We start from the raw sequence: 25,104 nt of genomic DNA, 5'->3' as shown, positions 1-25,104 counted from the left end.
GTCCGCGCGCGTCCGACGCGTAGCTATGGTACCACCGCTCGCCGTCGACATCGACGGCACGCTCACCGACGGCGACGGCGCCGTCGACCCGCGGATATTCGCGGCGCTCCAGTCGTGGGGGGCGCCGGTCGTCGTCGCGACCGGGAAGGCCTTCCCGTACCCGGTGGCGCTCGCGCACTTCCTCCGCATCGAACGCACCGTCATCGCCGAGAACGGCGGTATCTCGCTCGTCGGCGACGACCTCGTCGTCCACGGCGACCGCACGGGCGCACAGGCCGTCGCGGACGCCTACCGCGAACGCGGCCACGACCTCGGCTGGGGCGAGTTGGACCTGACGAACCGCTGGCGCGAGACCGAGGTCGCGGTGAGTCGCGACCGGCCGCTTGAGCCCCTCGAAGCGCTCGCCGCCGAACAGGGCCTCGAAGTCGTCGACACCGGCTACGCCTACCACGTGAAGGACCCGACGATAAGCAAGGGCCGCGCGCTCGCGAGCGTCGCCGACCGCCTCGGCTACGACGTGACCGAGTTCGCGGCCGTCGGGGACTCACAGAACGACGCCCACATGTTCGAGACGGTCGGTGTCGCCTACGCCGTCGCGAACGCGGACGAGCACGCCAGCGCGGCCGCCGACTACGTCACGGACGCCGCGTACGCCGACGGCTTCCTCGAAGCCGTCGCGGAGATCGAGGCGGCGAGCGAATAGATGGAGGAGATCGAGGCCCGACTCGCCGAGTCCCCCGCAGTCACCGTGACGTGTCTGCCGGACGGGAGCGTCGACCGGCGCTACGCGGTCGAGGACGCCGCCGGCCACGTCGAGTCCCGCGCCGACCTCGGCGAGCGCATCGCGAGCGGGCACGCGAAGTCCTTCCTCGTCGACCACGAGACGACGGAACCGGGCGGGCAGGCCGTGAACGCCGCCCGACAGGCGCACGCGCTCGGCGCCGACACCGCGCTCTACGGCCACCTCGACCACGCGGTCTTCGACGCACTCGACTGCGAGACGCACTCGATGGGCCGGCCCGCCGACGTCGCGGTCTTCGAGTTCGAAGACGACGCCGTGATGTTCACCGAGGAGTCGCCCGACATCGCGGACTGGGCGCTCGCCGACCTCGACCGCGTCGCCGACCTCGACGCCGCCCTCGGCGCGGACGCCGTCGTCTGGACGAACTGGGCGTCCGTGCAGGCCGGGACGCTCGCCCTCGACGCGCTCGCCGAGCGGGCCGCCGGCGACGGGGACTGGCTCGTCGTCGACCCCGGCGACGTGACCGTCCGCGAAGCGCGCGCCGTCGCGCCGTTCCTCGACGCGCTCGCCGGCCTCGAGGAATGGCGCGTCGCGCTCAGCGTGAACGACGACGAACTCGCCTTCCTCGCCGAGGCGGTGTCGGACGCCGAGGAGGCGCCGGCCACGCGCGCCGACGCGTTGGCGCTCCTGCGCGGCCTCGGCGCGCTCGACGTCGCCGTCCTCCACGCCGAGGACGCGGCCGTCGCCGCCGACGCCGCCGGCGTCACGCGCTGTCCGACCCTCAGCGTGGACGCCGTGCGCTACACGGGCGCGGGCGACCGGTTCAGCGCCGGCCTCGCGTACGCGCTCGCCGCCGGCTGGCCACTCGGTGAGGCGCTCACGCTTGCGAACGCCTGTGCGACCTTCTACGTCACGCACGCGCGCTCCGGCGACCGCGAGGCGCTGGCCGCTTGGCTCGCCGAGCGCCGTTAACCGACGTGCTCCGGCGTGCACCCGTGGCCGCACGCCGTACACCGATAGGAACCGAGTCCGCGCGTCCGTACCGCGTCCGTCCGCCCGCACGCCGGACGGGGGATGTCGAGGACTATCACGGCCGCCATACGCCTCCGGCGGCGACGAACCGCTCGCCCGCTACCGGAGCACGCTCGGGATGAGCGAGCGGACGTAGCCGAGGACGCCCGCCGCCCCCGACTGGCGCGCGTCCTCGAGGACCGGATGGAGCGCGTTCAGGAGGTCGCGACGCGAGTCGAAGCGCTCCCGCTCGGTGCGTTCGAGTGCCGTCGAGAAGGCGATGGTGCGACCGCGCGTGTCGATGGGCACCTCGGGGTCGCCGGTCGCGGCGACGAGCGCCTCGCGGTCAACGGGATACGTGATGTCGGCCGCGTCGAGGAACGATTCCGCGGCCGGGATGCCGAACTCGACGACGTCCGGTCCGTCGTCGTCGTCGCTCGTTGGCGGGCGTGCAGCCATGCGCGTAGATAGCTGTCTGCTCCGCCGAAAGCGCTACGGTATTCGCGACGACGCGCGGGAACCGCCGTCGTCCCGGCGGGCCGACCGGTCGGGGGCGACTCAGCGGTGCGGGACGAACGTCTCCTCGTGGAGGTCGCTCGTCACCCGGTCGGCGAGCGCGCGGAGGTTCTCCGCGTCGTAGCGGTTGTACGTGACGAGTCGGTCGAGCGCCGCCTCGTCGTTCTCGCGCTCGTAGCGCTTCCAGAGCCGGACGGCCTCGCGGCCGTCCACGTCCTCGACGCCGTCGCGCTCGAGGCCGAGGTCGGACTCGATGGCCTTCAGCCCGCCCGAGAGGTCGAGCTTCTTGCAGGTGTACATGAGGTCGAGGTGCGGCGTCGTGACGTCGAGGTCGAAGCTCTGCGCGAGGAACGGGACGTCGAAGCGCTTGCCGTTGAACGAGACGAGCAGGTCCGCCGAGTCGAGTTCCGCGCGGACGGTCTCGCGCGTCAGGTCGTCCCCGCGAACGAGCGTCCGCGTCCCGTCCGAGCGGTGGAAGCTCACCGTCGTCACGTCGTTCGTCGCGGCGTCCAAGCCCGTCGTCTCGATGTCGAAGAAGCACGCGCCGTCCGCGAAGTTCTCGTACGCCCGCCAGAGCTCGCCCGACGGGAGCGTCTCCGCGAAGAACGACGCGTCGCCCGATTCGAGGCGCGCGCGGCCCGTCTCGATGTAGTCGGCGACTCGCCGGCCGGTCTTCTCGCCGAGGTAGTCGGTGTCGAAGTCGTCCCAGTGGTGGACGCCGTCCGCCCAGAGCGAGCGCTCGGTCGCGGGACCGACGCCCTCGGCGGCGATGAAGGAGTTCTCGACGCGCATACCCGTCCGTGGGCGTCGAGGCGTATGAGTCCTCCGTCAGGGCGCCGTCGGGCGAACGGAGGGCGGGCGCTACCCGAGCGCGGCGCCATCGCCGGAGAGAAACGGCTTTCAGTCGCCCGCCCCCCCACACGGGTATGCAGCGGACGGTCGCGGCGGCGCTCGCGTGCGTCGTCCTCCTACTCGCGACGCCGGTCGGGGCGGCGAGCGGCGGGTTCGCCGCGCTCGCCCCCGGTGGCGTTTCGCCCGACAGCGTCGACCTCACCGTCGACGTCGCCGAGAACGGGTCGGCGACGTGGACCGTCACCTATCGGCTGGCGCTCGCGACGGAGAACGAGACGGCGGCGTTCGAGGACCTCCAGCGGGACGTCCGGGCGAACCGGAGCGCCTACCTCGACCCGTTCGCCGAGCGCATCCGAACGACGGTGCGGACGGCCGAGAACGCGACCGGCCGGCCGATGAACGCCACGGCCTTCTCGGTGTCGACGCGCGTCCAGTCCATCGGCTCGCAGTACGGCGTCGTCGCCTACCAGTTCACGTGGCACGGGTTCGCCGCCGTCGACGGTCGGACGGTGCGGGCCGGGGACGCCATCGCGGGCTTCTATATCGACGAGGACACCACGCTCACCCTGAGCGCGCCCGAGGGCTACCGCGTGGCCTCGGTGTCGCCGCCGCCGACGACGCGGAGTGAGACCGCGGTCGCCTGGGAGGGCCCGGTGACGTTCACGGACGAGCAACCGCGCGCGACGTTCGCCCCGCCCGCATCGCCGGTCCCGTGGCCGCTCGTCGCGGGCGTCGTCGCCCTCCTCGCCGCCCTCGCGGGCGCCGGTCTCTGGTACCGGCGTCGCGCGCGGGCCGGCGGTACTGCGGGGAGCGACGGGGAGGCGGATGGCGAGGCGGACGGGACGGCCGCGGGTGGCGCGAATGCGGGGAGCGGGTCGGACGCCGCCGCGTCGGACGCCGAGCCGGACGCGGCCGCCGGCGAGCGTGAGCGCGACGGTGCGGACGAGCGACCGCCGGCGGAGCTGTTGAGTAACGAGGAGCGCGTGAAACGCGTGCTCCGCGAGCACGGCGGGCGCGCGCGCCAGCAGGAGGTCGTCGCCGAGACCGGGTGGACGGAGGCGAAGACGAGTCAGGTCGTGAGCGGGATGCGCGAATCCGGCGACCTGGAGTCGTTCCGGATCGGTCGCGAGAACGTGCTGAAGCTTCCCGACGCCGACGAGGGGGTCGAGGAGTCGTGAATCGCCCGACTGCGTACGGGTCGAAACCGTTCAAATCCGGCTTAACCGTTCGAAATTCGAGTCAACGGTCTGCCGAGTATATGGTCCCCACCGACCTACGGAGGACTGCATGGTGACGACCCGTGTCCGTCTCGTGGTGCTCGCGCTGGTCGTAGCCACGGCCGGGGTCGGTCTCCCGGCCGTGGCGGCACAGCCGGGCCCGTCGAGTACGACGACCACAGCGTCGAACGCGAGCGCGAACGCCGTCGCGCCCGGGGCACAGCTCGCCGGCGCAATCGGCGCGCAGGGCGCGACCGTCGACGGGGCGCTCGAGTCCCGAGCGTTCGACCACGCGCTCGCCACCATGCAGTCGAACGCGTCGAAGGCGCGACTCGTCGCGTCGCGACAGGCGGCCCTGAGCGACCGCGTCGACGCGCTCGCCGACCAACGGGCCGCGCTCGTCGCCGCCCACCGTAACGGGTCGCTGAGCGACGGCGCCTTCGCCGCGCGAATGGCGGCGCTCGCCGCACGCGGTCAGTCCGCGAGCGCGCTCGCCGACCGGGCCGCCGCCGCCGCGGACGCGCTTCCCGCATCCGTCCGCACCAGCCACGGCGCCGACCCGCAGGCGCTCCGCGCGACCGGCGCACGGGCGCGCTCGCTCGCCAACGTCACCGAGTTCCCGGGGGCCGACGCCGTCGTCACTCCCCCCACTCCCCCCATCGCGACCTCCGGGAACGCGAACGCCACGGGCGCGCTCGAACGCGCGTCGAGCGCCGTCGAGCGCCTCGACGCCGCCGTAAACGCGACGCCCGACGCGAGCGCGGACGCCCGCTCGGCACTCGAACGGGCGCACACCGCGCTCGAGGCCGCCCGCGACGCTCGCGAGGCCGGGAACGAGACCCGCGCGGCCCGCCTCGCGACGCGGGCGGTCGTGCGTGCCGAGACGGCGCGCTCGCACCTGAACGCGAGCGCCGACGTGGCCGTCGGAACGGGGGCGGTCGACACGACGACCGCCGACTCGGATGGGAACGCGACGGCCACGCACACGTCGACGGCGGCGCCCGACGGCGCGCCGTCCACCAGCACCGCCTCCGTCGGTGACGTGGTGAACGAGACGGTGAGCGCCACGCGGGACGGCGTGCTCGACGCCGCGTCGAACACCACCGACGCGGACGCGAACGAGACCGTCTAGAGGCACGGTGTCTCGTCGACGCACGTCGCCCGCCGGTTCTACGTCTCGAAGTACGTGAGGAGGCCGACCGTCACGAGCACGAGGAAGCCGAAGCCGCCGAGCGAGAACCAGAGGACCGCCACCGTCGGTCGCGCGACGACCGCCGGGGCGAACAGCCAGACGCCCGTGAGCAGGCCGACGACGACGAGGGAGGCGACGTAGAGCGCGACGACCCGATAGAGAAGGCGGCCCGCGTCCATGCCCGTCGATGCGCGAGTCGGTGGCATAAGCGTAGGGGAGGGCGGATCGGATACCGGAAGTTGAAGGCTTTTAGTCGGCGGGTATAGAGGAAGTGGTATGAACCACGTAGACGTGGCCGTCGTCGGCGGTGGGCCCGCCGGCACCGCCGCCGCGGAGCGTGCGGCCGACGAGGGCGCCGACGTCGTCGTCTTCGAGAAGGGCGTTCCGCGTGCCGACCGCGACCGACTCGGCCCGGACTCCACGGACGCCGCCGGCTTCCTGAACTACTGGGTGGACATCGCGCAACTCGACGTCGAGGAGCTCCCCGAGGGCGTCGTGCAACGCGAACTGAACGCGGCCGAGTTCATCGGCCCCGAGGAGTCGGTCGTCGTCGACCGCACGGGCATCGACTCGACCTACGAGGGCTTCGGCTTCACCTTCCAGCGCGCGCGCTTCGACGACTGGCTCCGCGAGCGCGCGCAAGAGGCGGGCGCGGACTACCGCGTCGGCGACAGCGTCCTCGACGTCGAGACGGACCTCTCGGACGGTCACGAGCACACGCTCACGCTCTCGAACGGCGAGGAGTGGACGGCCGACTACGTCGTCCTCGCGGACGGCCCGCAGCGCCGCATCACCATCCCCGTCCTCGACTCCTTCCTCCCCGAGGACAAGCCGGCGAGCGAGCGCCTCAGCCCCCCCGAGACGAACCACATCGCCTACCAGGAATACCGGAAGTTCCCCGAGGGGGCCCTCGAACAGGACCGCATCAAGTTCTGGTGGGGATGGATGCCGGGCGAGACCGCCTACCCGTGGGTGTTCCCGAACGCCGACAACGTCGCGCGCGTCGGCCTCACGATGCCGATCGGCATGGACATCGACGACTTCGAGAAGGGCGACTATCGCCTCCTCCGCGAGGACGACGACGCCATCCCGAAGGGCGCCGAGTACATCCGCCGGCTCCTCGAGGAGCTCTACGGCGACGAGTACGACGTCGAGGAGGACTTCCCGGTCGTCGAGGAGGGCTACGGGAAGTCGAAGGGGACGGAGACCTACTCCATCTCCTCGACGCGCCCCATCGACTCGCCCACGGACGCCGGAATCGCCGTCGTCGGCGGCGCGATGGGTACCACGTCGGCGTTCCACGAGGGCGGCGACCACGTCGCGCTCCGCACCGGGAAGCTCGCCGGCGAGCTCGCCGCGCTCGGCGAACTCGACGCCTACAACGACGCGTGGAAGGACGCCATCGGCGACGAGATACTGCGCAACGTCGCGATCGCCGACGTCGTCGAGGAGTACGGGCCCGGCGAGTGGGACACGACGTTCCGCGTCGCCAGCAAGATGCTCGACGCCGCGGACTCCGGGAAGATACTCACCCGGCAGAACGCGAGCGTCGGCGTCGACGGCCTCCGTCTCTACAAGGACTACAAACAGGCGAAGTTCCGCTACCGCAAGGGGAAGTACGTCCAGCTGCGCGAGGCCGAGTACCGCTACTAGTCGAGGCGGACGGCCGCGCCGGATTCGCTGGAGCGGTAGATGGCGTCGATGACGCGCTGGACCTGCAAGCCCTGCTCGACGGTGTTGCGCTCGGGCGCCTCGCCCGCACGCACCGCGTCGAAGAAGCACTCCTGTTCGGCCTCGTGGATGTCGACGTCCCGAGTCTCCACGACGGTGTCCTCGTGGTGCGGTGCGCCCTCGTCGCTCGTCTCGTGGACGGTGAGCTCGCCGCTCTCGCGGTCGAAGGACGCGCCCGCCTTCGTGCCCTGTATCGAGAACTCGTTCTTCGGCGGGCGGTTCGCCGCCCACGCGACCTCGAGGGCGATACTCGCGCCGCTCTCGGTGCGGAGGTAGGCGGTCACGGAGTCGTCGACGTCGAAGGAGATCTCGGCCTGATCCTCGCCCCACATCTCGAGGTAGGTGTAGTCCTCGCGGCCGCCGAACTCCGCGCGCGTCTCACCGGAGACCTCGACGACCTCCGGGAAGCCCGCGAAGTGCAGCGCGAGGTCGATGATGTGGACGCCGATGTCGATGAGCGCGCCGCCGCCCGAGATCTCCTTCGTGGTGAACCAGCCGCCGCGTCCGGGGACGCCGCGTCGCCGTACCCAGTTCGCCTCGACGTGCATCACGTCGCCGAAGCGGCCCGCCGCCTGCTCGGCCTTGAACACCTCGACGCCGGGGTGGAAGCGGTTGTTGAAGCCGACCATGCAGAAGCCCTCGGCCTCGCGGGCGGCCGCTGCGATGCGCTCCGCGGATTCGAGGGTGTTCGCGAGCGGTTTCTCGAGGAGGACGTCGACGCCCGATTCGAGGGCCTGAACGGCGTACTGCTCGTGGAACTTGTTCGGGGTCGTGACGATGACGGCGTCGATGCCGGCCTCGTAGAGGTCGTCGTAGCTCTCGTAGGTCGGGACGTCCCAGCGCCCGCTGAACGCGTTCCGGGCGTCCTCGACGACGTCGACGCCGCCGACGAGGTGCTCGCCGAGGTCGGTGAGTCGCTGCGCGTGGTGGTTGCCGATGCCGCCGAGTCCGACGATGCCGACGCGGACTCGGTTCTCCGTGTCTGTCGTGCTCATTGTAGCTAGTTCGTACGGGAGTCAGTTATCAATACGGGTGCGCACTGAGGGGCGCCGATGGCGTTCCGCACGGCGGCCGCGCGGCCGCCGCTAGTAGAGTTGCTGTTCCTGCTCTTCGCGCTCGCGCTCGGCTTCCTCCTCGGCCTTCGCGCGCTTGCGCTCGCGCCAGAGCGTGCGCACGGCCGGCACGAACTTGTTCTTCACGTCGAGGACGAACGACACGATGCCGTACGCCCAGAAGAAGAACAGGAGCGTGCCGCCGATGAGGTAGACCCAGCCGAGCGTCGTGACCATCCCTATCGCCCCCCGAGTCCGTGTGTGATGGCCTCGCCGGTCTCGACGTCGAAGAGGTGGAGTTTCGAGCGGTCGAGCACGACGGTGAGCTCGTCGTCCTCGCTGATGTCGCTGTCCGGGTCGACGGACATCAGGAGCTGGTTCGCGCTCGACTCCGCGTCCATGCTCGGGCGTTCCTCGGTGCCGCCGAGCAGGAGGTAGACGAAGATCTCGTCACCCATCGGTTCGAGGACGTCCGTCGTCACCTCGATCTCCGTGCTCGGTCGGTCGAGGTCGGCCGCCTCCTCGGCGGGATAGACGTCCTCGGGGCGGATGCCGGCGCGGACGCGGTCGCCGACGGAGACGCCGGCGCCCTCGGGGTCGACCGCGAGCGTGAAGTGCTCGGAGACGAGGCCGTCCGCCGTGACCTCGGCGTCGAGGAAGTTCATCGACGGGCTGCCGATGAAGCCCGCGACGAACTCGTTCGCGGGCTCGTTGTAGCAGACGAGCGGCGGGTCGATCTGCTGGAGCTCGCCGCCGTCGATGATGGCGATGCGGTCGCTCATCGTCATCGCCTCCGCCTGATCGTGCGTGACGTAGATGATGGTGGTGTCGAGCTCCTTGTGGAGGCGCTGGAGCTCCGTCCGCATGTGGACGCGGAGCTTCGCGTCGAGGTTCGCGAGCGGCTCGTCCATCAGGAACGCCTCGGGCTCGCGGACGATGGCGCGCGCGATGGCGACGCGCTGGCGCTGGCCGCCGCTCATCTCGTCCGGCATCCGGTCCATCATCCCTTCGAGCTGGACGATTTCGGCGGCGCGCTCGACGCGCCGGTCGATCTCGTCCTTCGGGTAGTCCCGGAGGCGGAGACCGAACGAGATGTTGTCGTAGACGTCCATGTGCGGGAAGAGCGCGATGTTCTGGAAGACCATCGAGATACCCCGGTCCTTCGGCGGGAGCATCGTGACGTCCGTGCCCGCGATGTCGATGGTGCCGGAGGTGGGCTTGGTCAGGCCCGCGATGGTCTCGAGCGTGGTGGATTTCCCGCACCCCGAGGGACCGACGAGCGTGACGAACTCGCCGTCCCGAATGTCCAAGTTCATGTCGTCGACCGCGACGACGTCGCCGTACTCCTTCGTGACGTGTTCGAGTGTTACGTTACCCATAGATTACTCCTTGAGTGCGCCCTGCGTGAGGCCGCTGACGATTTTCTCCTGTGCGACGACGACGAGGATGGCGACCGGAAGGACGCCGACGATGCTCGCCGCAGCCATGAGGTTGTAGAACTTCTGATACTGTCCCTGGTACTGGATGATCCCCTGCACGAGGGGCGCCCAGTGGTTCTGCGAGCTCGCGATGCCGGCGAGCGTGGCCGGAATGAGGCCGTCGGTCATCAGGAACGAGAAGAAGAACTCGTTGTAGACGCTGATGAACGTGAGGACGCCGGCCGTCGCGACGCCGGGGGCGGACAGCGGCATGATGACGCGGAAGAGCGCGCCGATGCGCGTCGTCCCCTCGATGCGGGCCGCGTCCTCCAGTCCGTCCGGGATCTGCCCGTAGAACGTCGCGAGGATGAAGATGCTCAGCGGCATGAACAGCGCCGTGAACGGCAGCATCATCGCCCATGGCGTGTTGTAGAGCTCCGGTGAGCTGACGCCGAACAGCACGATGTTGCCGTTGAACAGGCTGAACAGCGGCAGGAGGAACGCCGCCGGCGGGAAGTACGAGATGGCGAGCACGCCCAGCATGAGCGGCGCGCGCCCCGGGAACTCGAGGCGGCCGAAGACGTAGCCCGCGAGGCTCGCGATCAGGAGGACGATGACCGTCGTCCCGATTGCGAGGATGAGGCTGTTGGCGACGTAGATGTGGAACGGCAACACCTGGAAGACCTCGATGAAGGCCGCCGGGTTGAAGCCGTTCGGCAGCAGGCCGACGTGGTAGATGAAGCGGTTCGGCGTCAGCGCGAGGACGAGCAGCCAGTAGAACGGGAAGAGCGTCGTCACCATGAAGAACGCCGCCGCGACGTAGAACATGGCCCGGTAGACGTTCCCGGGGTTCTCGATGGCTCGCCGCGTCCAGCGCTGGAGGACGTTCCGGCGCGGTCCCTCCTCCTCTTCCTCCTCGGTGTCCAGCGGCGTGTCGGCGCTCGCGGACATCTCAGAGATCACCCGAGTCTGCGAATTTGATGATGTACACGGATACGAACAGTGCGATGATGAACGCCGTCACGAACGCGAGGGTGGCGGCGCTCCCGTAGCGGTGTTGGCTGAACGACGAGACGACCATACAGGACAGCGACGGGACGGTGCTACACGAGGAGACCGTCTCGATGATCCCGTACACCCGCATCGCCGCGATGGTGCGAAAGAGCATCGCGACGATGATCGACGGCAGGACGAGCGGGAACGTGATCAGCTTGAACTGCTGCCACTTCGAGGCGCCCGCGACCTTCGCGACGTCGTAGAGCTGTCTGTCGATGCTCTGGAGGCCGGCGAGGATGATGAGCGCCATGAACGCGCTCGTTTTCCAGACGTCGGCCACGGTGACGATGATGAACGAGTCGACGCTGTTCGAGAGCGGCGTCGAACTGAACAGGCCGATCGACTGCAGCGGCGCCGTCAGGAACCCGATCTGGGGCTGGAAGAGCAGGTAGAAGATCATCCCCTGAATGACGATGGGGACCGCCCACGGGAGGATGACCGCGACCCGCACCCAGCGGCGCCCCCGGAAGTCCTGGTCGAGGACGAGCGCCTGTCCGAGTCCGATTATCGTCTCGAAGAAGACGGAGACGACGGTGAACAGGAGCGTAACGGTGAGCGCGCTCTGGAACGGCTGCGAGAGGTCGAAGAACGGCCTGACGAGCAGCGGGTCGAGCTCGCCGGTGAGCAACCGGCGGTAGTTCTGGAGGCCGACGAACTCCCCGACCTGATTGTTGGTGAGGAGCGCGTCGGCGTGGAGCGACATCTTGAGCGTCTCGAAGAGCGGCCAGACGGCGATGATGAGCAGGATGGCTATCGCTGGCACGAGCAGGAGATAGGCGAACCCGGCTTCACCGAGGTTCTCTACCCGTCTCGCCGCGAGCGTCAGCGGTCCCGCCGACCCCTGCCGAACGCCGTCTGACGGTGCATCAGTTTCTGTCGACATGCTAAAGAATGAGGGTGAGCGCGTTTAGACGCTGCTCTCGATGGCCTCGAGGGACTGCTTCAGCGAGGACATCGCGTTTTCGGCGCTCTTTTCTCCGCTGAGTGCGGCGTTGGCCTCCTGGGAGACCTTCGTGGACTCCTGCGGCCAGACGGCGGTGACGGGGCGCGGAACGGCGTTCTCGCCGGCGACCTTCAGCTGCTCCGTGTAGCGGCCGATGACGTCGACGCTCTTCGCGCGGTCCGTAGTGAGGTGCTCGGGCACCGGCGGGATCCAGCCGATGATGCCGAACATGTCGAGCGCGAAGCTCTCCGTCGCCATCGCCTGAATGATCTCGACGGCGGCGTCCTTGTTCGCCTCCGGGGCGTTCGGGTTCATGGTGACGTGCCAGCCGCCGAGCGCGGAGACCGGGCCACCGGTGCCGTCGTACTTCGTCTCCGAGGGCTCCTTCGCGTAGGGGATCGGCATGACGCCGAGGTCCTCGCCGAAGACGTCGTCGGCGCCACAGATGTTGATGGAGTACGGCCAGTTGCGAAGCGCGACGGCGTTGCCGTTCTGGAACGGCGCGAGCGAGTCGTCCTCGACCCACTGGAGACAGGAATCGGGCGAGATCTTGCCCGCGTAGTCGCCCTCGAGACCGGGGTCGAAGTCGTCGTCGAGGAACGAGCGCACCATCTTGAGGGAGTTGACGACCGGCTCCTCCTCGACGGTGATGGGTCGGTCGCCGATGGGGCCGAAGAGGTTGTCGTGGTCGCCGAAGTAGGCGCCGCCCCACGAGGTGAGCCACTCGTTGAAGTCACAGCAGGAGAGGCCCTCGTAGACGGAGGCCTGGAAGTTGTACCCCATGTCGACGTCCGGACTGTCCATCGTGTCCGAGACGACGTGGGAGAACTCGTCCCACTTCATCGATTCCGTGGCCCAGTTCTCGCTCTCGGGGTTGTAGCCGGCGTCCTCGACGAGGTCCTTGCGGTACTGCATCGTCGGGAAGTCCGGGAAGAGCGGGACGCCGTAGAGCGCGTCGGTCTGGGGCGCCTGCGCGGTCGCGACGCTCGCTTGGTAGTAGTCGTCCTTGACGTGGCTGAGGAGGTCGGAGGGGAGGACGTCGTCGAGCTTCTGGAGCTGTCCGCGAACGATGAACGGAATCGTCCACCCGGAGTCCATCATCAGCAGCGTGGGCTGTGAGCGGTTCGCGGAGAGCCACTGAGTGTACTGCTGTTGGCGGTTGTCGGTGACCTGCGAGCCGGCGAGGATGGACACCTCGATGTCCTGTGAGAGGCCGGCGTTGTGGAGCGCCTCGTTGATGGCGTCCTCGTTGTCGGCCGCGCGGGAGTCGGCCGCGAACTGGATCGTCGTCGTGCCACCGCTTCCGCCGCTCGACGTCGTGGTCCCGGTCGTCGTGCTGCCCTCGCCGCCGTTCCCACCACAGCCGGCGAGACCGGCCGCGATGCCGGTCGCTCCGACGGTCTTGACGAAGGTTCGACGCGAGAAGTCGTCCCTGCCTGGCGTGTTCGATGCCATACTCGTTCCTCAGTGATGGACACTATTTATAATTTAGGACAGGTACAACTACTGTTGTAGTACACGATTGTCAGCCGGTCGTGCCGTGGCGGAGTCGGCACAACCCTGAAACCGGCGTGTAGCCAACCGACCCCCATGTCACTCCGAGACCGCCTCGTCCGCGAGGAGTACGTCGGCGCCAACCGCTGCTGGCCCTGTACGGCCCTCAACGGCGCTATCGTGGCCGTCGTCGCGCTCGCGCTCGCGCTCGTCTGGACGCCGCTCGCGGTCGTCGCGGCCGGCCTCGGTGGTGCCGCCATCGCCTACCGGGGATACGTCGTCCCCGGCACCCCCCGGTTCGCCCCGCGACTCGCCAAACGGCTCCCGTTCTCGTTCGGTCATTCTGAACGGTCGCCGACGCGCTCCACGACCGACGGCGCGAACCGTGGGCCGGACGAGCGCGGCGGCGAAGCGGGCGCCGACCCCGACGCCGCCGCGACCGACTCAGACTCCACCGACGGGGACGCTGTCTTCGACGCGCTCCGAGACGCGGGCGTGCTCGTCGGAAGCGACGCGGACGTCGCGCTCGACGAGGCCTTCCGAACCGCGTGGCGCGAACGCATGCGCGACGTCCGCTCGGGCGACGTCGTCGCCGCCGTCGGCGAGACGCGCCCGAACGCGGTCGTCGAGCGCCAAATCGACGAGTCCGGCGACGAATGGGTCGTCGTCGGCGCCGGGACGCCGGACGAGTCGTGGCTCGCGCCCGCCGTCGCCGTCGCCGACGTCGCCGCGGTCGACGCGCTCGCGAAGTACGGCGTCCCCCGCGAGAGCGCGCTCCCCGCTGCGAGCGCACTCCGCGCGTTCCTCGAGCGGTGCCCGAGCTGTGACGGCGAGCTCGCGTGGGAGACCGAGGGCTGCTGTGGCGGCTACGGCCCCGACGGCCCCGACCGCCTCCTCGCGTGTCAGGCCTGCGGCGCGGCGGTCTTCGCCGAGTGACGGGTGTTCGCGGCGTCGAAGGCGCACATTCAAGAGCGTCGGCGTGACACACCACGCCATGCGACGACGCGAGCGACTCGACGCCTACCTGGACCGCACCGACAACGAGGCCGTCTGGTTCGCCCGGCCGAACGGGTTCGCGTGGCTGACCGGCGGCGACAACGTCGTGGACCACGCGGGGGACGTCGGCGTCGCGGCGGCGGGCTACGATGGCGAGCGACTGCGCGTCGTCACGGACGACATCGAAGCCGAGCGCCTCGCGGCCGAGGAACTGCCCGAGGAGGCCGTCGTCGAGTCGTTCCCGTGGTTCGCGGACGGCCTCGCGGACGCGCTCGCCGAGCGGAGTCCGACGCCGGCGGCCGCCGACTTCGACGTCCCGGGCTTCGCGTCCGTCGACGCGACGGAGCTGCGCCAGCCGCTCACGGACGCGGACGTCGAGGCGTATCGCGAACTCGGGGCGGACGCCGCCGAGGCCGTCGAGGCGGTCTGCCGTACCGTCGACGCGCGAACGACCGAGTCGGAGGCGGCGGCGGCGCTCACGAGCGAACTCGCGGAGCGCGACGCCCGCGCGCCCGTCGTCCTCGTCGGGAGCGAGGAGCGCGCCCCGAAGTACCGCCACTACACGCCCCAAGACGTCGAGCTCGACGGGTACGCGTTGCTCTCTGTGACGGCGGAGCGCGACGGCCTCTGGGCGAGCCTGACGCGCGCGGTGCGCTTCGACGCGCCAACGTGGTACGACGAGCGGCAGACGGCGGCGGCGCGCGTCGCCTCCACGGCGCTCGCGGCGACCCGGCAGGTCGGACGCGACGGCGGGACGGCGGGCGACGTCTTCGCGCACGTGCAGGACGCCTACGCGGCGGCGGGCTACGACGGCGAGTGGCGCCGACACCACCAGGGCGGCGCCGCCGGGTTCGCGGGCCGCGAGTGGATCGCGACGCCCGACCTCGAGCGGTCCGTCCACCTCCCGATGGCGTACGCGTGGAACCCGACCGTGCAGGGGACGAAGACGGAGGACACGTGGCTCGTCACCGAGGACGGCTTCGAGTGCCTGACTGCGGGCGACGTCGCGCGCGAGCCGGCGACGGCGTTCGACTTCGACGTCGAGCTCGCACACCCGGTGGCGTTCGAGCGCTGACGACGGCCCTATACGCGCGGGCCACCTCTCTCGCGGCATGGAGTGGCACGAGCAGTCCGCCGAGAGCGGCGAGCGCTGGGAGCGCGAGGACGGATACGCCGTGGTGTGGGTGCGCGAGACGGCGGCCGGCGACTGGGCGGTGACGTACGACCGTCTCCGACAGGCGCCCGGAGGGTCGGCCTATCGACACCGGACGGTCGCGACGGAGGCGGACGCCCGCTCGCTCGCCGCCGAGTGGCGCGGCGCCGAGTCCGCGGTCGAGTCCTGAGCCAGCCCGGGTCGTCGCTCCGAAACACCCGTCCCGCGGGTGTGAGTGTCTGGCACGCTTTTCTCCACCGGCCCCAAGCCATTTACTTTACCGAGCCGTCGGTCGAAACGACACATGACTAGAGCGTTCTCGCGCAGCGTCCTCGCTGCACTCCTCGCACTGACAGTCGTCGCCGGCACCGCCGGTCTCGGCGCCGCCGCCGGCACCGCGACGCTCGGCGCGGACCCCGCAACGCCCGGCGACACCGCGACGCACACCGTGACGCAGACGGTCGGTAGCGACGTCGCGAGCGCGTCGTGGACCGGCTACGCGGTGACCTACACCGACGGCGGCACCGACGTGAGCAACGTCACGACCGCCGACGTCGAGGCCATCGGCATCGACCGCGGGAACGACGCCAGCGGCGCGACGGTCGACGTGAACGTCTCCGACGACCTCGACGGCGTCACCGCCAGCAACAACGGCGGGACGCTCACGCTCAACCTCGGCGGCTCCTACAGCCTCAACGAGAGCGATCAGGTCGTCGTCGTCTACGACAACGCGACGAACCCGAGCGAGGCGGGCGACTACAACGTCTCCGTCGACATCAACCCGCAGTCCAGCGGCGGGGAGTCCACCGCGACGCTGAGCATCGCGGCGTCCTCCGAGACGACCACGACGTCTACCACGACCGAGACGACGACCACGGAGACCACCACGACGACCACGGCCTCCACCACCGAGGACACCACGACGGCCGAGACGACGTCGACGACGACGGCGGCCGGGACGTCCACGACGTCCGGCGGGTCGCCCGGCTTCGGTGCCGGTCTCGCCATCGTCGCGCTCGCCGGTGCGGCGCTCGTCGCCGCCCGCATGCGCTAAACAGCCCTCCGACTCTCCTCTCGTCCCTCGTTACTCCGGCCGATACGTGCTGATCGCGATGCCCTCGCCCAGCGGGACGAGCGCCGTCTCGAAGTCGGGATCGTCGCGCACCGCCTCGAGGTAGGCCGCGACGCCGACGGCGGCCTCCGAGGGGGCCTCGGCCTCGCCGGTGAGCGCGGCGCGCACCTCCTCGGGCGTCACCGGGCCCTCCATCACGTTGTCCGCGACGACGACGGCGCCCGGGCTCAGGTCGTCGCGAATCAGTTCAAGAGCCTCCGGATAGCGGTCCTTGTCGTGGTCGATGAGCACGGCGTCCCACGGTCCCTCGTGGCGCCCGTAGCTGTCGAAGGCGTCGCCGACCTCGTAGCGGAACGTCGGCGGATAGCTATCCTCGAGAAATCCGCGGGCGTCCACGAGGTTCGACTCGTCGAAGTCCGTGAGCACTATCTCGCCGTCCTCGGGGAGGGCGGCCGCCCACCACGCCGCCGAGTAGCCGAAGCCGGAGCCGAACTCGAAGACGCGCTCCGCGCCGTTCGTCGCCGCGAGCGTGCGGAGGAGCTGGCCGACCGCCGGCCCGACGAACGGGAACCCGCGCTCGCGGGCGTGTGCGGCCATCTCTTCGAGGAGCGACTCGGGCTCGGGGTTCGCGGCGGCGAGGAGCGCCGCGACGTCGTCCGTGAGTACGTCCGCCATATCGGGGCGTGCGCGCGCAGCGAGTTAGCTCTAGGCTTAGCGGTTGCGGCCGACGGGGAACGCGACGCGGTCGGGGTGGTCGTTGAAGCGCGCGATGATGCGCTGGTAGAGCTCGTTCTTCGTCCGCTGGCCGCGCTTGGGCGAGACGAGGTACCGAAGGCGGAGCGTCACGAACGTGTTCTCCGGCTGGACGTTCACGCTCGGGCGCTCGTTCACCTCGAGCTCGACCGGCGTCTCCGCGAGCAGGTCGCGGTAGCGCGAGACGGCGCGCTCCATCTCGTCGCCGAGGAACCCCTCGGCGGCCGCGCGCATCTGCGCGCTCGCGAACTCCAAGTCCGTCTCGTAAGCGACCTGCACCTCGACCTCGTTCCAGACGTACGGGAAGTCGTCGTGCGAGAAGTTCGTGATCTGCGTCGAGAGCACGACGCTGTTCGGGACGGTGACGTGCCGGCCCGAGGGCTGGTTCGAGGAGACGAGCTCGCCGTTCACCTCCCAGAGCGTCGTCACGAGGAAGTCGACGTCGATGATGTCGCCCTTCGAGCCCTCGATGGCGACCCGGTCGCCCACCTGATAGGGCTCCTTCACCATGATGTAGACCCAGCCGAACAGCGAGAGCAGCGGCTGCTGGAGCGCGAACGTGATGGCGAAACCGACGACGCCGAGGGAGACGAGCGCGGGCACCCAGCGGTCGGTGGCGACGCCGAGGACGGCGAGCGTCCCGAGCGTGATGAAGAGCAACTGCAGGATGGAGACGGCCTTGTGTCGAGCGACCTTGTCCGTGGTCCGATGGACGAGGAAGCCACGTGCGAGCGCGTACGCGCCGTAGAAGCCGGCGACGACGGCGACCGTGGCGAGCGCCTTCCCGGCGATTTCACCCACCGCGTAGCCGTAGAACATCGTCGTCGCGAGCCAACCGCCGGCCTGGAGGACGACGCCGCCGAGGAGCGCGAAGCCGACGGCGAACGCGAGCGCGACGTACCCACGGTTCACTCGGACGACTGCGTCGCGACGGCACAAAAAACCGACCGGTCGGGGGCTGGTGGTGGCCGGCCGACGGGGCGTGGTCGGCCGGCGGCAGTAGTCGGGGAGCGGTGGGGCGGACGCTCCCCGGCAGAGGCACGGTGCCTGTCGAGCAGGCGTATGCGACTGCGTTCCTCTCCCAGTTACGGCCTCTGCATGAATATTCCTGTGTTTAAGTCGGTGCCCCGGCTATCGGACCCAGTAGGGTTCGGGGCCGGTGAGGAAGCGCCCGAGGTCGGACTCGCGCCGATAGTCGCGCTCCATGAGTTCGGCGAGCGACTCCGCGAGCGCGCGGCCGTCGCCGTCCGTCCACTCGCGCGGGTCGCGGACGGGGACGACGAGGAAGCCGCTCCCGTAGACCTCCTCGCCGTGGAGGGCGGCCATGTCGGTGGTGTCGACCTTCTCGCGGCGCGCCGTGTACTGCCCGAGGACGTGCTCGGTGGCGTCGCGTCCGACCGGGAGGAGGACGTGCGCGGTGATCGCGCGGAGCTCGGCGTCGAAGAACATCTCGAGGTCCGCGTACTCCGCGGCCGTCGGCTCGCGCTCCGCGTCGAGGACGCGCATGTGCCGGTAGGAGAGGAAGCAGTTGTCCACGGCGGGTTCCTCGCCGGGGTCGGTGACGAGGCCGACGGCGGCGAGCGCGTGCTGGAGGCGGACGCCCGCCTCGGTTCCGGTGAAGGGGACGCCGGTCTCCGCGCCGCCGTGCGCACCGGGGTGGTCGCCGACCACGTGGAAGTCCGCGTTCGCGTCCCCGTAGCCGTAGACGTGCGCGTCGCCCGCCGGCTGCATGCCGAACGGGTTGCACGTTCGGTCGGTCACGTTCTCCATACGACTGCGAAGGGGATTCGCGGATAAGAGTCGTGTGCTTCCCCGAACCGCCGGCGGTCGCGTCTCCTTGTTACCGCGTGACGAGCCCGCTACACGGCTTTCACGCCCCAATCGCGCGTGCGGTCGCGACACCCGACTACCGTAACGTAACCCCCTTTCTAGACGTAATCCTTTTTGACGGTGCGCGCCCCACTAGGGGTGTGTCCGAAACCGACAGCCTTCCGACGAGCTGTCCCGGGAACGAGTGGTGCTCGATCACCGCGACGGCGTCGCTCATCGGGAAGAAGTGGCACCCCGTCATCATCCACCGCCTCCTCAACAACGGCTCCGCCGGCTTCAACGAACTCCAAGAGCAGGTCGACGGCATCTCGAGCAAGGTGCTCTCCGAGAGCCTCGACGACCTCGAGGAGAAGGGCCTCCTCGACCGCGAGGTCATCGAGGAGAAACCCGTCCGGGTCCGCTACTCGCTCACCGAGACGGGCGAGTCGCTCGAGACGGTCGTGCGGGCGCTCGCGGAGTGGGGCGACGAGCACCTCGAACCGGCCGAGGACGGCTCGACGCCGGCGTGACCCGACCGCGTCGCTCGGCGGCCTGAGGTACGATCGCGAAAAATCCCGGTTCTGCGCCGTCGTTAGTCGAGGAGCGCCGCGCTCTGCTCGGCTTCGGCGTCCGTCTCGACGTCGAGCTGGTAGAGGTTCTGCCGGGCGTCCGGGATGTAGATGTCCTTCTCGACGATATCGTTCTCCTGAAGCCGTTCGAGGGCGTCGCGGACGGTCCGCTGGGAGAGACGGGACTTCTCGACGATCTCCTTCTGGGTCAGGCCACCGTTGTACTCGAGTACCTTGAGGACGAGCTTCGCACTCGGCGGGAGGTCCTGGACCGTCTCTTCGTTCATCGTACCAAAACGGAGGGGCGCCAGCACTATAGTACCTCGGTAACGGCCGCGTGACGGGGTTACGTGCAGGTAACCGGCATCAGTCGTCGGCCGGCGTGACGGCGTCGTCGACGTACCCCTGCTCCCACGCGCGCCGGCGCTCGATTCGCTCGCGGCCCGCGTCGGTGAGCCGATAGTAGTTCGTCCGCGAGTCGCGCTCGCCCTTCTCGATGAGGCCTGCCTCGTGGAGGTCGTCGAGGTTCTGGTAGACGCGGGCAGGAAGGACCGACGAGCCGTAATACTCCTCGAGCTCGTCCTGTACGCGCATCCCCTTCGGATCGCCGAGACCCGCGACGACGTAGAGAATATCGCGCTGAAATCCCGTTATTTCGTTCATTCCAAGGGTGATATATACGGATTCCACGGATAAACCATCCACCTAAAGGAAAGGGAGGTTACACGATTCGGCGCCGTCGCCTCACTCCTCCGTCTCGCCCATGGGTTCGCGCTCGACGACCTCGGCCTCGTACCCGGCTCGATCGACCTTCCCCAGCAGTTCGTCCGCGTCGGTGTCGCCCTCAACGACGGCCGTGCCCGCCTCGAAGTCGACGTCCACGTCGCCGGCACCCGGCACCTCCGAGAGCGCGTTCGAGACGATATCGGCGCAGCCCTCACAACCCATGCCACTGACGCGAAGTCGTGTCGTCACCATACGCTAGCCTTCGGGTGGCGGCCCTTAGGGCGTTGTGGCGTCGGCGGTGGCGTCTCGATTCGCCGGGGTTTATGCCGTTCCCCGGGCACGAATCGGTAGATGAACACGCAGCGGCGCCGCGCGGCCGGCTACTTCGCGCTGCTCGTCGTCGTCGCCGTCTCCTACGCCCTCGTCTATCAGTGGGGGATGGCGCACCTCGAAGGGCGGCCCGTCACCTTCGTCCACGCCCTCGAGGTCACCGTGCAGTCGTTCACCTCCACCGGCTACGGCGAGGACGCCCCGTGGACGACCGCGCCGATGCACGTCCTCGTCATCGCGATGCAGCTCACCGGCCTCGTCCTCCTCGTCCTCACCCTCCCGCTCTTCGCCGCGCCGTGGGTCGAACGCCGCCTCGAAGTGAACCCGCCGACCAGCGTCGACACCGACGACCACGTCGTCGTCGCGGGCTTCTCCGCGCGCGGCGAGACGCTCGTCGACGAGCTCGACGCCGCCGGCGTCCCCTACGCCGTCCTCCTCGACGACCGAGAGACCGCCCGCGACCTCTACACCGACGGCCGGAGCGTCGTCGTCGGCGACCCCGAAACCGCCGACGGCCTCGAGGCCGCGAACGTCGCGCGCGCCCGGAGCGTCGTCCTCGACGACTCCGACGAGCGCAACGCGATGATGGCGCTCTCCGTCCGCGCCGTCGACGACGACGTCCGCATCGTCAGCTTCGCCGAGGACCGCGACGTCGCCACCTACCTCGAGTACGCGGGCGCCGACGAGGTGCTCAGCCCGAACGACATCCTCGGGCACAGCCTCGCCGACAAGGTCACCTCGGCAGTGAGCACCGACCTCGGCGGGACCGTCGACATCGGCGAGGACTTCGTCGTCGCCGAGATGCCGATTCAGTCCGACTCCGACCTCGACGGCGTCACGCTCGCCGAGAGCGCCGTCCGCGAACGCACCGGCGTCCACGTCATCGGCGCGTGGTTCGAGGGCGAGTTCGCGGGCAGCCCCGATCCCGACCGCGTCATCCACCGCAACACCATCCTCCTCGTCGCCGGCCCCGAGGACGCCCTCCGCGACCTGAAGGAACTCACGCTCGCCGAGCACCGCGTTCACACCCGTGGCCCCGTTGTCGTCGCCGGCCACGGCGAGGTCGGCTCCACCGTCAGAGCCGTCCTCGACAGTCAGGGCGTCGAAAACACCGTCGTCGACATCGAGGACAAACAGGGCGTCGACGTCGTCGGCGACGTCTCCGACCCGAGCGTGCTCTCCGAGGCCGGCGTCGCCGACGCCACCGCGCTCGTGCTCGCACTCGGCGACGACACCACCACCGTCTTCAGCACGCTCGTCGCGCGCGAGGAAGTCGAGGAACTCGACGTGGTCGCACGCGTCGACGAAGCCGACTCCGCCTCGAAGCTCTACGCCGCCGGCGCCGACTACGTCCTCGCGCTCGCCACCGTCAGCGGCCGGATGCTCGCCGACACCATCCTCGGCGAGGACGTCATGAGCCTCGACACCGGCGTCACCATCGTCCGCACCGCCGCACCCCGCCTTGCCGGGCGCACGCTCGCCGGCGCGGACGTCCGCCGGCGCACCGGCTGTACCGTCATCGCCGTCGAGCGCGACGGGGCCGTGCGTGCCGACCTCGACCCGGACTTCGAGTTCCGCCGCGACGACACGCTCGTCGTCGCCGGCAACGACGACTCCGTCGCCACCTTCAACGAGTTCGTCGGGAACGAGACGACGCCCGCAAACGCCGACGCTCGGCCGGGAGCGAGCGGGCCGTAACCGGTCGGGGTGAGGACGGAGCCATCCCGCACATACTTAAGTTGGCTGGGCATAGACGAACCAAGGACGGCACCGAGAGGAGATGTCGGTTCATCCAGCAATGCCATACAAGATTGACGACGTCCTCCCGCCGGAGCTGCTGACGGAGGTCGATCCGGGCACGAACCTTCTCGTTAGTGGTCCGGCGATGTCGGGGAAACGCCAGCTCCTGCTTCAGTTGCTCGCACGCGGTACGAGCGAGGGGGAGGGCTCCGTCGTGGTCACCTCGCGCAACCCCGCCGAGGACGTCACCCAGTCCTACCGCGACGTCCTCGACGGCGACTTCGGCTACTTCCGCATCATCGACTGCGTCAGCTCGCGCAGCGGTGCGGAAGTCGACGGCGCGCGCGTCCACGAAGTCTCCTCCCCCGGCGACCTCACCGGCATCGGGATCGAGTTCTCCGAAATCGCCCGCGACGCCGAGGCCGCGGACATCGAGCGCCTCCGCGTCGGCTTCGACTCCCTCTCCCCGCTCCTCATGTACGTCGACCTCCAGCGCCTCTTCCGCTTCCTCCACGTCTTCACGAGCCAGATCCAGTCGCGCGACTGGCTCGGCCTCTTCGCCATCGACCCCGATAGCCACGACCAGCAGGAGGTCAACACCATCAGTCAGCTCTTCGACGGCATGATCGAGATCCGCCTCGGTGACGACGGCCGCGAAGCCCGCGTGCGCGGCGTCACCGACGCACCCACCGACTGGGTCGCGCTCGACGAGTGAGGTTCCCGGCGCTCAGCGCCGCGTCTCGTGTTCCGCACGCGCGACCGCCGCGAGCGTCGCCCGCGCCGGGGCGTACGCGAGATGGCTCTCGCAGTCGCAATCGGACGCACCGAGCCCCGCGAGCGCGTCGCCCGCGTCGTTCAGTGCCCGTGCGACCGCGCACTCGCGGTCATCGCCCTCGCTCACGTAGACGGCGTCGAGTTCCGTGTCGGAGTGGCCGGTGAGGTAGTCGACGTGCCAGTGCCGGACGTCGTGCTCGCCGCGCGCGACCCGCCGGTGGCGCGCCACGCGCGAGAGCCCGCCGGGCCCGAACGCCGACCCCGTGTAGGCGTACCAGCCGGCCTCGAGGTCGTAGTCACCCGCCGCGCCGAACGTGACCGTGGCCGCCGCCGGCAGTTCGAGTAGGAGCGTGTACGTGCCGTCGGGCATCACTCGACCCGACGTGTGGCACCGGCATGGCTCGTTCGGAAGCCGACTCCGACACGCGTTTCTCGTCGACGCACTACCCCCCACTGTGAACTACGTGAAGTGGGCGTTCGTCGCGCTCGCCGGCTACACCTTCGTCGCGCCGCTGATGAAGGTCGCAACCGCGCCCGGCGGCATCCCCGCCACCGTCGCCGCGCTCGTCGCGAACACCGTCCTCGTCGTCGCCTCGGTCGGCGTCGTCCTCTACTCCGGCATCCCCGTCCTCGAGTACGCCACCCACCCGCGGATGCTCTACGTCCTCGCCGCCGGCGTCTGCCTCGCCGTCGGCATCCTCGCCTACTACGAGGCGCTCTCGCGGGGTCCGGTGAGCGTGGTCGTCCCCGTCTTCGGGATGTTCCTCGTCACGAGCTCGCTCGTCAGCGTGCTCTGGCTGGGCGACGACCTCACGCTCCGCAAAGTCGCCGGCATCGGGTTCGCCATCGCCGCCGTCTACCTCACCGCCGGCCCGCGCGCGTGACGCCGCCGGTCGGTCTTCACCATCGCTCAGAACGGCGGTTACTCGCGGCTACCGCCGCTCGTCGTTCGGTCGTCCCGGAGGGACGACCCTACTCGTGCCCGGACACCCGCACCGGCTCGTAGGGCTCCTCCAAGTACGCGATGTCGCTCTGCGAGAGCGAGAGCTCCGTGGCCTCGACGGCGTCCTCGAGGTGCTCGACGCTCGTCGTCCCGACGATGGGTGACGTCACCCAGTCCTTGTGGAGGAGCCACGCGAGGCTTATCTGCGCCATCTTCACACCCTTCTCGGCGGCGAGTTCCTGCACGCGCTCGTTCACCTCGGGGCCGCCGCCCTCCCGGTAGGGGTGTTCGTACATGTGCTCCTCGCTCGCGCCGCGCTCGGTCGCGTCGATGTCCTCGTGGGGGCGCGTGAGGTAGCCGCGTGCGAGCGGGCTCCACGGGAGCACGCCGACGTCTTCTTTCTCACACAGGGGAAGCATCTCGCGCTCCTCCTCGCGGTAGACGAGGTTGTAGTGGTCCTGCATCGTCGCGAACGACTCCACGTTCAGCGAGTCGCTGGTGTGGAGGGCGTCGGCGAACTGGTGGGCCCACATCGACGACGCGCCGACGTAGCGCACCTGTCCACGGCGGACGGCGTCGTCGAGGGCTTTCAGGGTCTCCCCGATGGGCGTCTCCGGGTCCCAGCGGTGGATCTGGTAGAGGTCGACGGTGTCCATGCCGAGCCGTTCGAGAGAGTTCTCCAACTCCTGCTCGATGGCCTTCCGGGAGAGCCCCTGCTTGTTCGGGTCCTCGCCCATCTCGCCGAACACCTTCGTCGCCACCACCTGCTCGTCCCGGTCGTAATCATCGAGCACGTTTCCGAGGATCTCCTCGGACTCGCCGGTCGAGTAGACGTTCGCCGTGTCGAAGAAGTTGATCCCCAGGTCGATCGCCCGCTCGATTATCTCCCGTGACTCCTCCTCCTCGAGCACCCACGGCCGCCAGTCGCTCGACCCGAAGCTCATACAGCCCAGACAGAGCTCGCTCACCGACGTGCCCGTGTTCCCGAGCGTCGTGTACTCCATGCAGGGGCCCA

The 25,104-nt window shown here is 69.6% G+C and carries 30 protein-coding genes; 13 read left to right on the top strand and 17 right to left on the bottom strand.

The features are described 5' to 3' along the window. The first annotated feature begins 25 nt into the window (after nt 1-25). On the top strand, nt 26-703 hold the full coding sequence (locus tag IEY12_RS06570; RefSeq protein WP_188880777.1) for a phosphoglycolate phosphatase: 678 nt from the start codon (nt 26-28) through the stop codon (nt 701-703). Further along, on the top strand, nt 704-1,714 hold the full coding sequence (locus IEY12_RS06565; RefSeq protein WP_188880753.1) for a PfkB family carbohydrate kinase: 1,011 nt from the start codon (nt 704-706) through the stop codon (nt 1,712-1,714). A 159-nt stretch (nt 1,715-1,873) separates the two neighbouring features. Here the strand turns inward: IEY12_RS06565 and IEY12_RS06560 are convergent, their stop codons facing one another. Both IEY12_RS06560 and IEY12_RS06555 read right to left on the bottom strand, forming a co-directional pair. After that, nucleotides 1,874-2,212, bottom strand: coding sequence for a DUF5789 family protein (locus IEY12_RS06560; protein ID WP_188880751.1), 339 nt, complete (start codon nt 2,210-2,212; stop codon nt 1,874-1,876). Between the two features lie 99 nt (nt 2,213-2,311). After that, nucleotides 2,312-3,061: a ribonuclease H-like domain-containing protein gene (locus tag IEY12_RS06555; RefSeq protein ID WP_188880748.1), complete on the bottom strand. Its 750-nt coding sequence runs from the start codon at nt 3,059-3,061 to the stop codon at nt 2,312-2,314. Between the two features lie 134 nt (nt 3,062-3,195). Between IEY12_RS06555 and IEY12_RS06550 the strand changes: the two genes are divergently transcribed. Then, complete coding sequence (locus tag IEY12_RS06550; RefSeq protein ID WP_188880739.1) at nt 3,196-4,299, top strand: DUF7345 domain-containing protein; 1,104 nt, start codon at nt 3,196-3,198, stop codon at nt 4,297-4,299. Between the two features lie 181 nt (nt 4,300-4,480). Continuing rightward, a complete protein-coding gene (locus IEY12_RS06545; RefSeq protein ID WP_188880731.1) occupies nt 4,481-5,470 on the top strand; it encodes a hypothetical protein in 990 nt (329 codons plus the stop codon). A gap of 38 nt (nt 5,471-5,508) precedes the next feature. Here the strand turns inward: IEY12_RS06545 and IEY12_RS06540 are convergent, their stop codons facing one another. Then, nucleotides 5,509-5,709, bottom strand: a complete 201-nt coding sequence (locus IEY12_RS06540) for a hypothetical protein (protein WP_188880727.1) — start codon at nt 5,707-5,709, stop codon at nt 5,509-5,511. A gap of 97 nt (nt 5,710-5,806) precedes the next feature. On the opposite strand from IEY12_RS06540, the gene IEY12_RS06535 reads away from it, so the two are divergent. Next, on the top strand, nt 5,807-7,183 hold the full coding sequence (locus tag IEY12_RS06535; protein ID WP_188880725.1) for an NAD(P)/FAD-dependent oxidoreductase: 1,377 nt from the start codon (nt 5,807-5,809) through the stop codon (nt 7,181-7,183). Here IEY12_RS06535 and IEY12_RS06530 read toward each other — a convergent pair. The 6 genes from IEY12_RS06530 to IEY12_RS06505 all read right to left on the bottom strand — a co-directional run bounded on the left by IEY12_RS06530 (nt 7,180) and on the right by IEY12_RS06505 (nt 13,185). After that, nucleotides 7,180-8,256, bottom strand: a complete 1,077-nt coding sequence (locus IEY12_RS06530) for a Gfo/Idh/MocA family protein (RefSeq protein ID WP_188880718.1) — start codon at nt 8,254-8,256, stop codon at nt 7,180-7,182. The two genes, IEY12_RS06535 and IEY12_RS06530, sit on opposite strands and share 4 nt — an antisense overlap. 90 nt (nt 8,257-8,346) lie before the next feature. Continuing rightward, the gene (locus IEY12_RS06525) at nt 8,347-8,550 is read right to left on the bottom strand and encodes a DUF8005 family protein (protein ID WP_188880717.1); all 204 of its coding nucleotides are present in this window, start codon (nt 8,548-8,550) and stop codon (nt 8,347-8,349) included. A gap of 2 nt (nt 8,551-8,552) precedes the next feature. Further along, nucleotides 8,553-9,692, bottom strand: coding sequence for an ABC transporter ATP-binding protein (locus IEY12_RS06520; RefSeq protein ID WP_188880711.1), 1,140 nt, complete (start codon nt 9,690-9,692; stop codon nt 8,553-8,555). A 3-nt stretch (nt 9,693-9,695) separates the two neighbouring features. Continuing rightward, entirely contained in the window at nt 9,696-10,682 is a 987-nt protein-coding gene (locus IEY12_RS06515; RefSeq protein WP_188880706.1) for a carbohydrate ABC transporter permease, read from the bottom strand. A gap of 1 nt (nt 10,683) precedes the next feature. Continuing rightward, complete coding sequence (locus IEY12_RS06510) at nt 10,684-11,670, bottom strand: carbohydrate ABC transporter permease (protein WP_188880703.1); 987 nt, start codon at nt 11,668-11,670, stop codon at nt 10,684-10,686. 24 nt (nt 11,671-11,694) lie between these two features. Further along, nucleotides 11,695-13,185, bottom strand: a complete 1,491-nt coding sequence (locus IEY12_RS06505; RefSeq protein WP_188880702.1) for an extracellular solute-binding protein — start codon at nt 13,183-13,185, stop codon at nt 11,695-11,697. Nucleotides 13,186-13,320: 135 nt separating this feature from the next. Here IEY12_RS06505 and IEY12_RS06500 point away from each other — a divergent pair, with 135 nt between their 5' ends. From IEY12_RS06500 to IEY12_RS06485, 4 genes are all read left to right on the top strand, one after another. After that, complete coding sequence (locus IEY12_RS06500) at nt 13,321-14,160, top strand: DUF8054 domain-containing protein (protein WP_188880684.1); 840 nt, start codon at nt 13,321-13,323, stop codon at nt 14,158-14,160. A 58-nt stretch (nt 14,161-14,218) separates the two neighbouring features. Beyond that, nucleotides 14,219-15,295, top strand: a complete 1,077-nt coding sequence (locus IEY12_RS06495) for a M24 family metallopeptidase (RefSeq protein ID WP_188880676.1) — start codon at nt 14,219-14,221, stop codon at nt 15,293-15,295. A 37-nt stretch (nt 15,296-15,332) separates the two neighbouring features. Continuing rightward, on the top strand, nt 15,333-15,563 hold the full coding sequence (locus tag IEY12_RS06490) for a DUF7543 family protein (RefSeq protein WP_188880657.1): 231 nt from the start codon (nt 15,333-15,335) through the stop codon (nt 15,561-15,563). Between the two features lie 114 nt (nt 15,564-15,677). Beyond that, entirely contained in the window at nt 15,678-16,427 is a 750-nt protein-coding gene (locus IEY12_RS06485) for a PGF-CTERM sorting domain-containing protein (protein ID WP_188880641.1), read from the top strand. 30 nt (nt 16,428-16,457) lie between these two features. Here IEY12_RS06485 and IEY12_RS06480 read toward each other — a convergent pair whose 3' ends face one another. From IEY12_RS06480 to IEY12_RS06470, 3 genes are all read right to left on the bottom strand, one after another. Then, nucleotides 16,458-17,120 (bottom strand): O-methyltransferase, encoded by a 663-nt coding sequence (locus IEY12_RS06480; protein WP_188880592.1) that lies wholly within the window; start codon nt 17,118-17,120, stop codon nt 16,458-16,460. 36 nt (nt 17,121-17,156) lie between these two features. Further along, nucleotides 17,157-18,110: a mechanosensitive ion channel family protein gene (locus IEY12_RS06475; protein ID WP_229871018.1), complete on the bottom strand. Its 954-nt coding sequence runs from the start codon at nt 18,108-18,110 to the stop codon at nt 17,157-17,159. Nucleotides 18,111-18,329: 219 nt separating this feature from the next. Then, on the bottom strand, nt 18,330-18,968 hold the full coding sequence (locus IEY12_RS06470; protein ID WP_188880588.1) for a uracil-DNA glycosylase family protein: 639 nt from the start codon (nt 18,966-18,968) through the stop codon (nt 18,330-18,332). A gap of 200 nt (nt 18,969-19,168) precedes the next feature. Here IEY12_RS06470 and IEY12_RS06465 point away from each other — a divergent pair, with 200 nt between their 5' ends. Beyond that, nucleotides 19,169-19,537: a winged helix-turn-helix transcriptional regulator gene (locus IEY12_RS06465; RefSeq protein WP_188880586.1), complete on the top strand. Its 369-nt coding sequence runs from the start codon at nt 19,169-19,171 to the stop codon at nt 19,535-19,537. A 62-nt stretch (nt 19,538-19,599) separates the two neighbouring features. On the opposite strand, the gene IEY12_RS06460 is transcribed toward IEY12_RS06465, so the two are convergent. From IEY12_RS06460 to IEY12_RS06450, 3 genes are all read right to left on the bottom strand, one after another. Continuing rightward, nucleotides 19,600-19,863, bottom strand: a complete 264-nt coding sequence (locus tag IEY12_RS06460) for a MarR family transcriptional regulator (protein WP_123077163.1) — start codon at nt 19,861-19,863, stop codon at nt 19,600-19,602. 79 nt (nt 19,864-19,942) lie between these two features. Beyond that, entirely contained in the window at nt 19,943-20,239 is a 297-nt protein-coding gene (locus IEY12_RS06455; RefSeq protein WP_188880584.1) for a PadR family transcriptional regulator, read from the bottom strand. Nucleotides 20,240-20,320: 81 nt separating this feature from the next. Then, the gene (locus IEY12_RS06450) at nt 20,321-20,554 is read right to left on the bottom strand and encodes a heavy-metal-associated domain-containing protein (protein ID WP_188880573.1); all 234 of its coding nucleotides are present in this window, start codon (nt 20,552-20,554) and stop codon (nt 20,321-20,323) included. A 99-nt stretch (nt 20,555-20,653) separates the two neighbouring features. On the opposite strand from IEY12_RS06450, the gene IEY12_RS06445 reads away from it, so the two are divergent. Then, nucleotides 20,654-22,330 carry a potassium channel family protein gene (locus IEY12_RS06445; RefSeq protein ID WP_188880566.1) on the top strand — a complete coding sequence of 559 codons (1,677 nt, stop codon included), beginning with the start codon at nt 20,654-20,656 and terminating at the stop codon, nt 22,328-22,330. 100 nt (nt 22,331-22,430) lie between these two features. After that, nucleotides 22,431-23,087: an RAD55 family ATPase gene (locus IEY12_RS06440; RefSeq protein WP_188880558.1), complete on the top strand. Its 657-nt coding sequence runs from the start codon at nt 22,431-22,433 to the stop codon at nt 23,085-23,087. A 12-nt stretch (nt 23,088-23,099) separates the two neighbouring features. On the opposite strand, the gene IEY12_RS06435 is transcribed toward IEY12_RS06440, so the two are convergent. Then, entirely contained in the window at nt 23,100-23,516 is a 417-nt protein-coding gene (locus IEY12_RS06435; protein ID WP_188880555.1) for a GIY-YIG nuclease family protein, read from the bottom strand. A gap of 85 nt (nt 23,517-23,601) precedes the next feature. Between IEY12_RS06435 and IEY12_RS06430 the strand changes: the two genes are divergently transcribed. After that, entirely contained in the window at nt 23,602-24,030 is a 429-nt protein-coding gene (locus IEY12_RS06430; protein WP_188880546.1) for an EamA family transporter, read from the top strand. A gap of 88 nt (nt 24,031-24,118) precedes the next feature. On the opposite strand, the gene IEY12_RS06425 is transcribed toward IEY12_RS06430, so the two are convergent. Continuing rightward, the gene (locus IEY12_RS06425) at nt 24,119-25,093 is read right to left on the bottom strand and encodes an aldo/keto reductase (protein ID WP_188880543.1); all 975 of its coding nucleotides are present in this window, start codon (nt 25,091-25,093) and stop codon (nt 24,119-24,121) included. Nucleotides 25,094-25,104: the final 11 nt, after the last annotated feature.

The organism is Halarchaeum grantii (assembly GCF_014647455.2).
Taxonomy (GTDB): Archaea; Halobacteriota; Halobacteria; order Halobacteriales; family Halobacteriaceae; genus Halarchaeum; species Halarchaeum grantii.
Note: the sequence above shows the minus strand (reverse complement) of the source record. Positions and strands in the feature narration are given on the sequence as shown.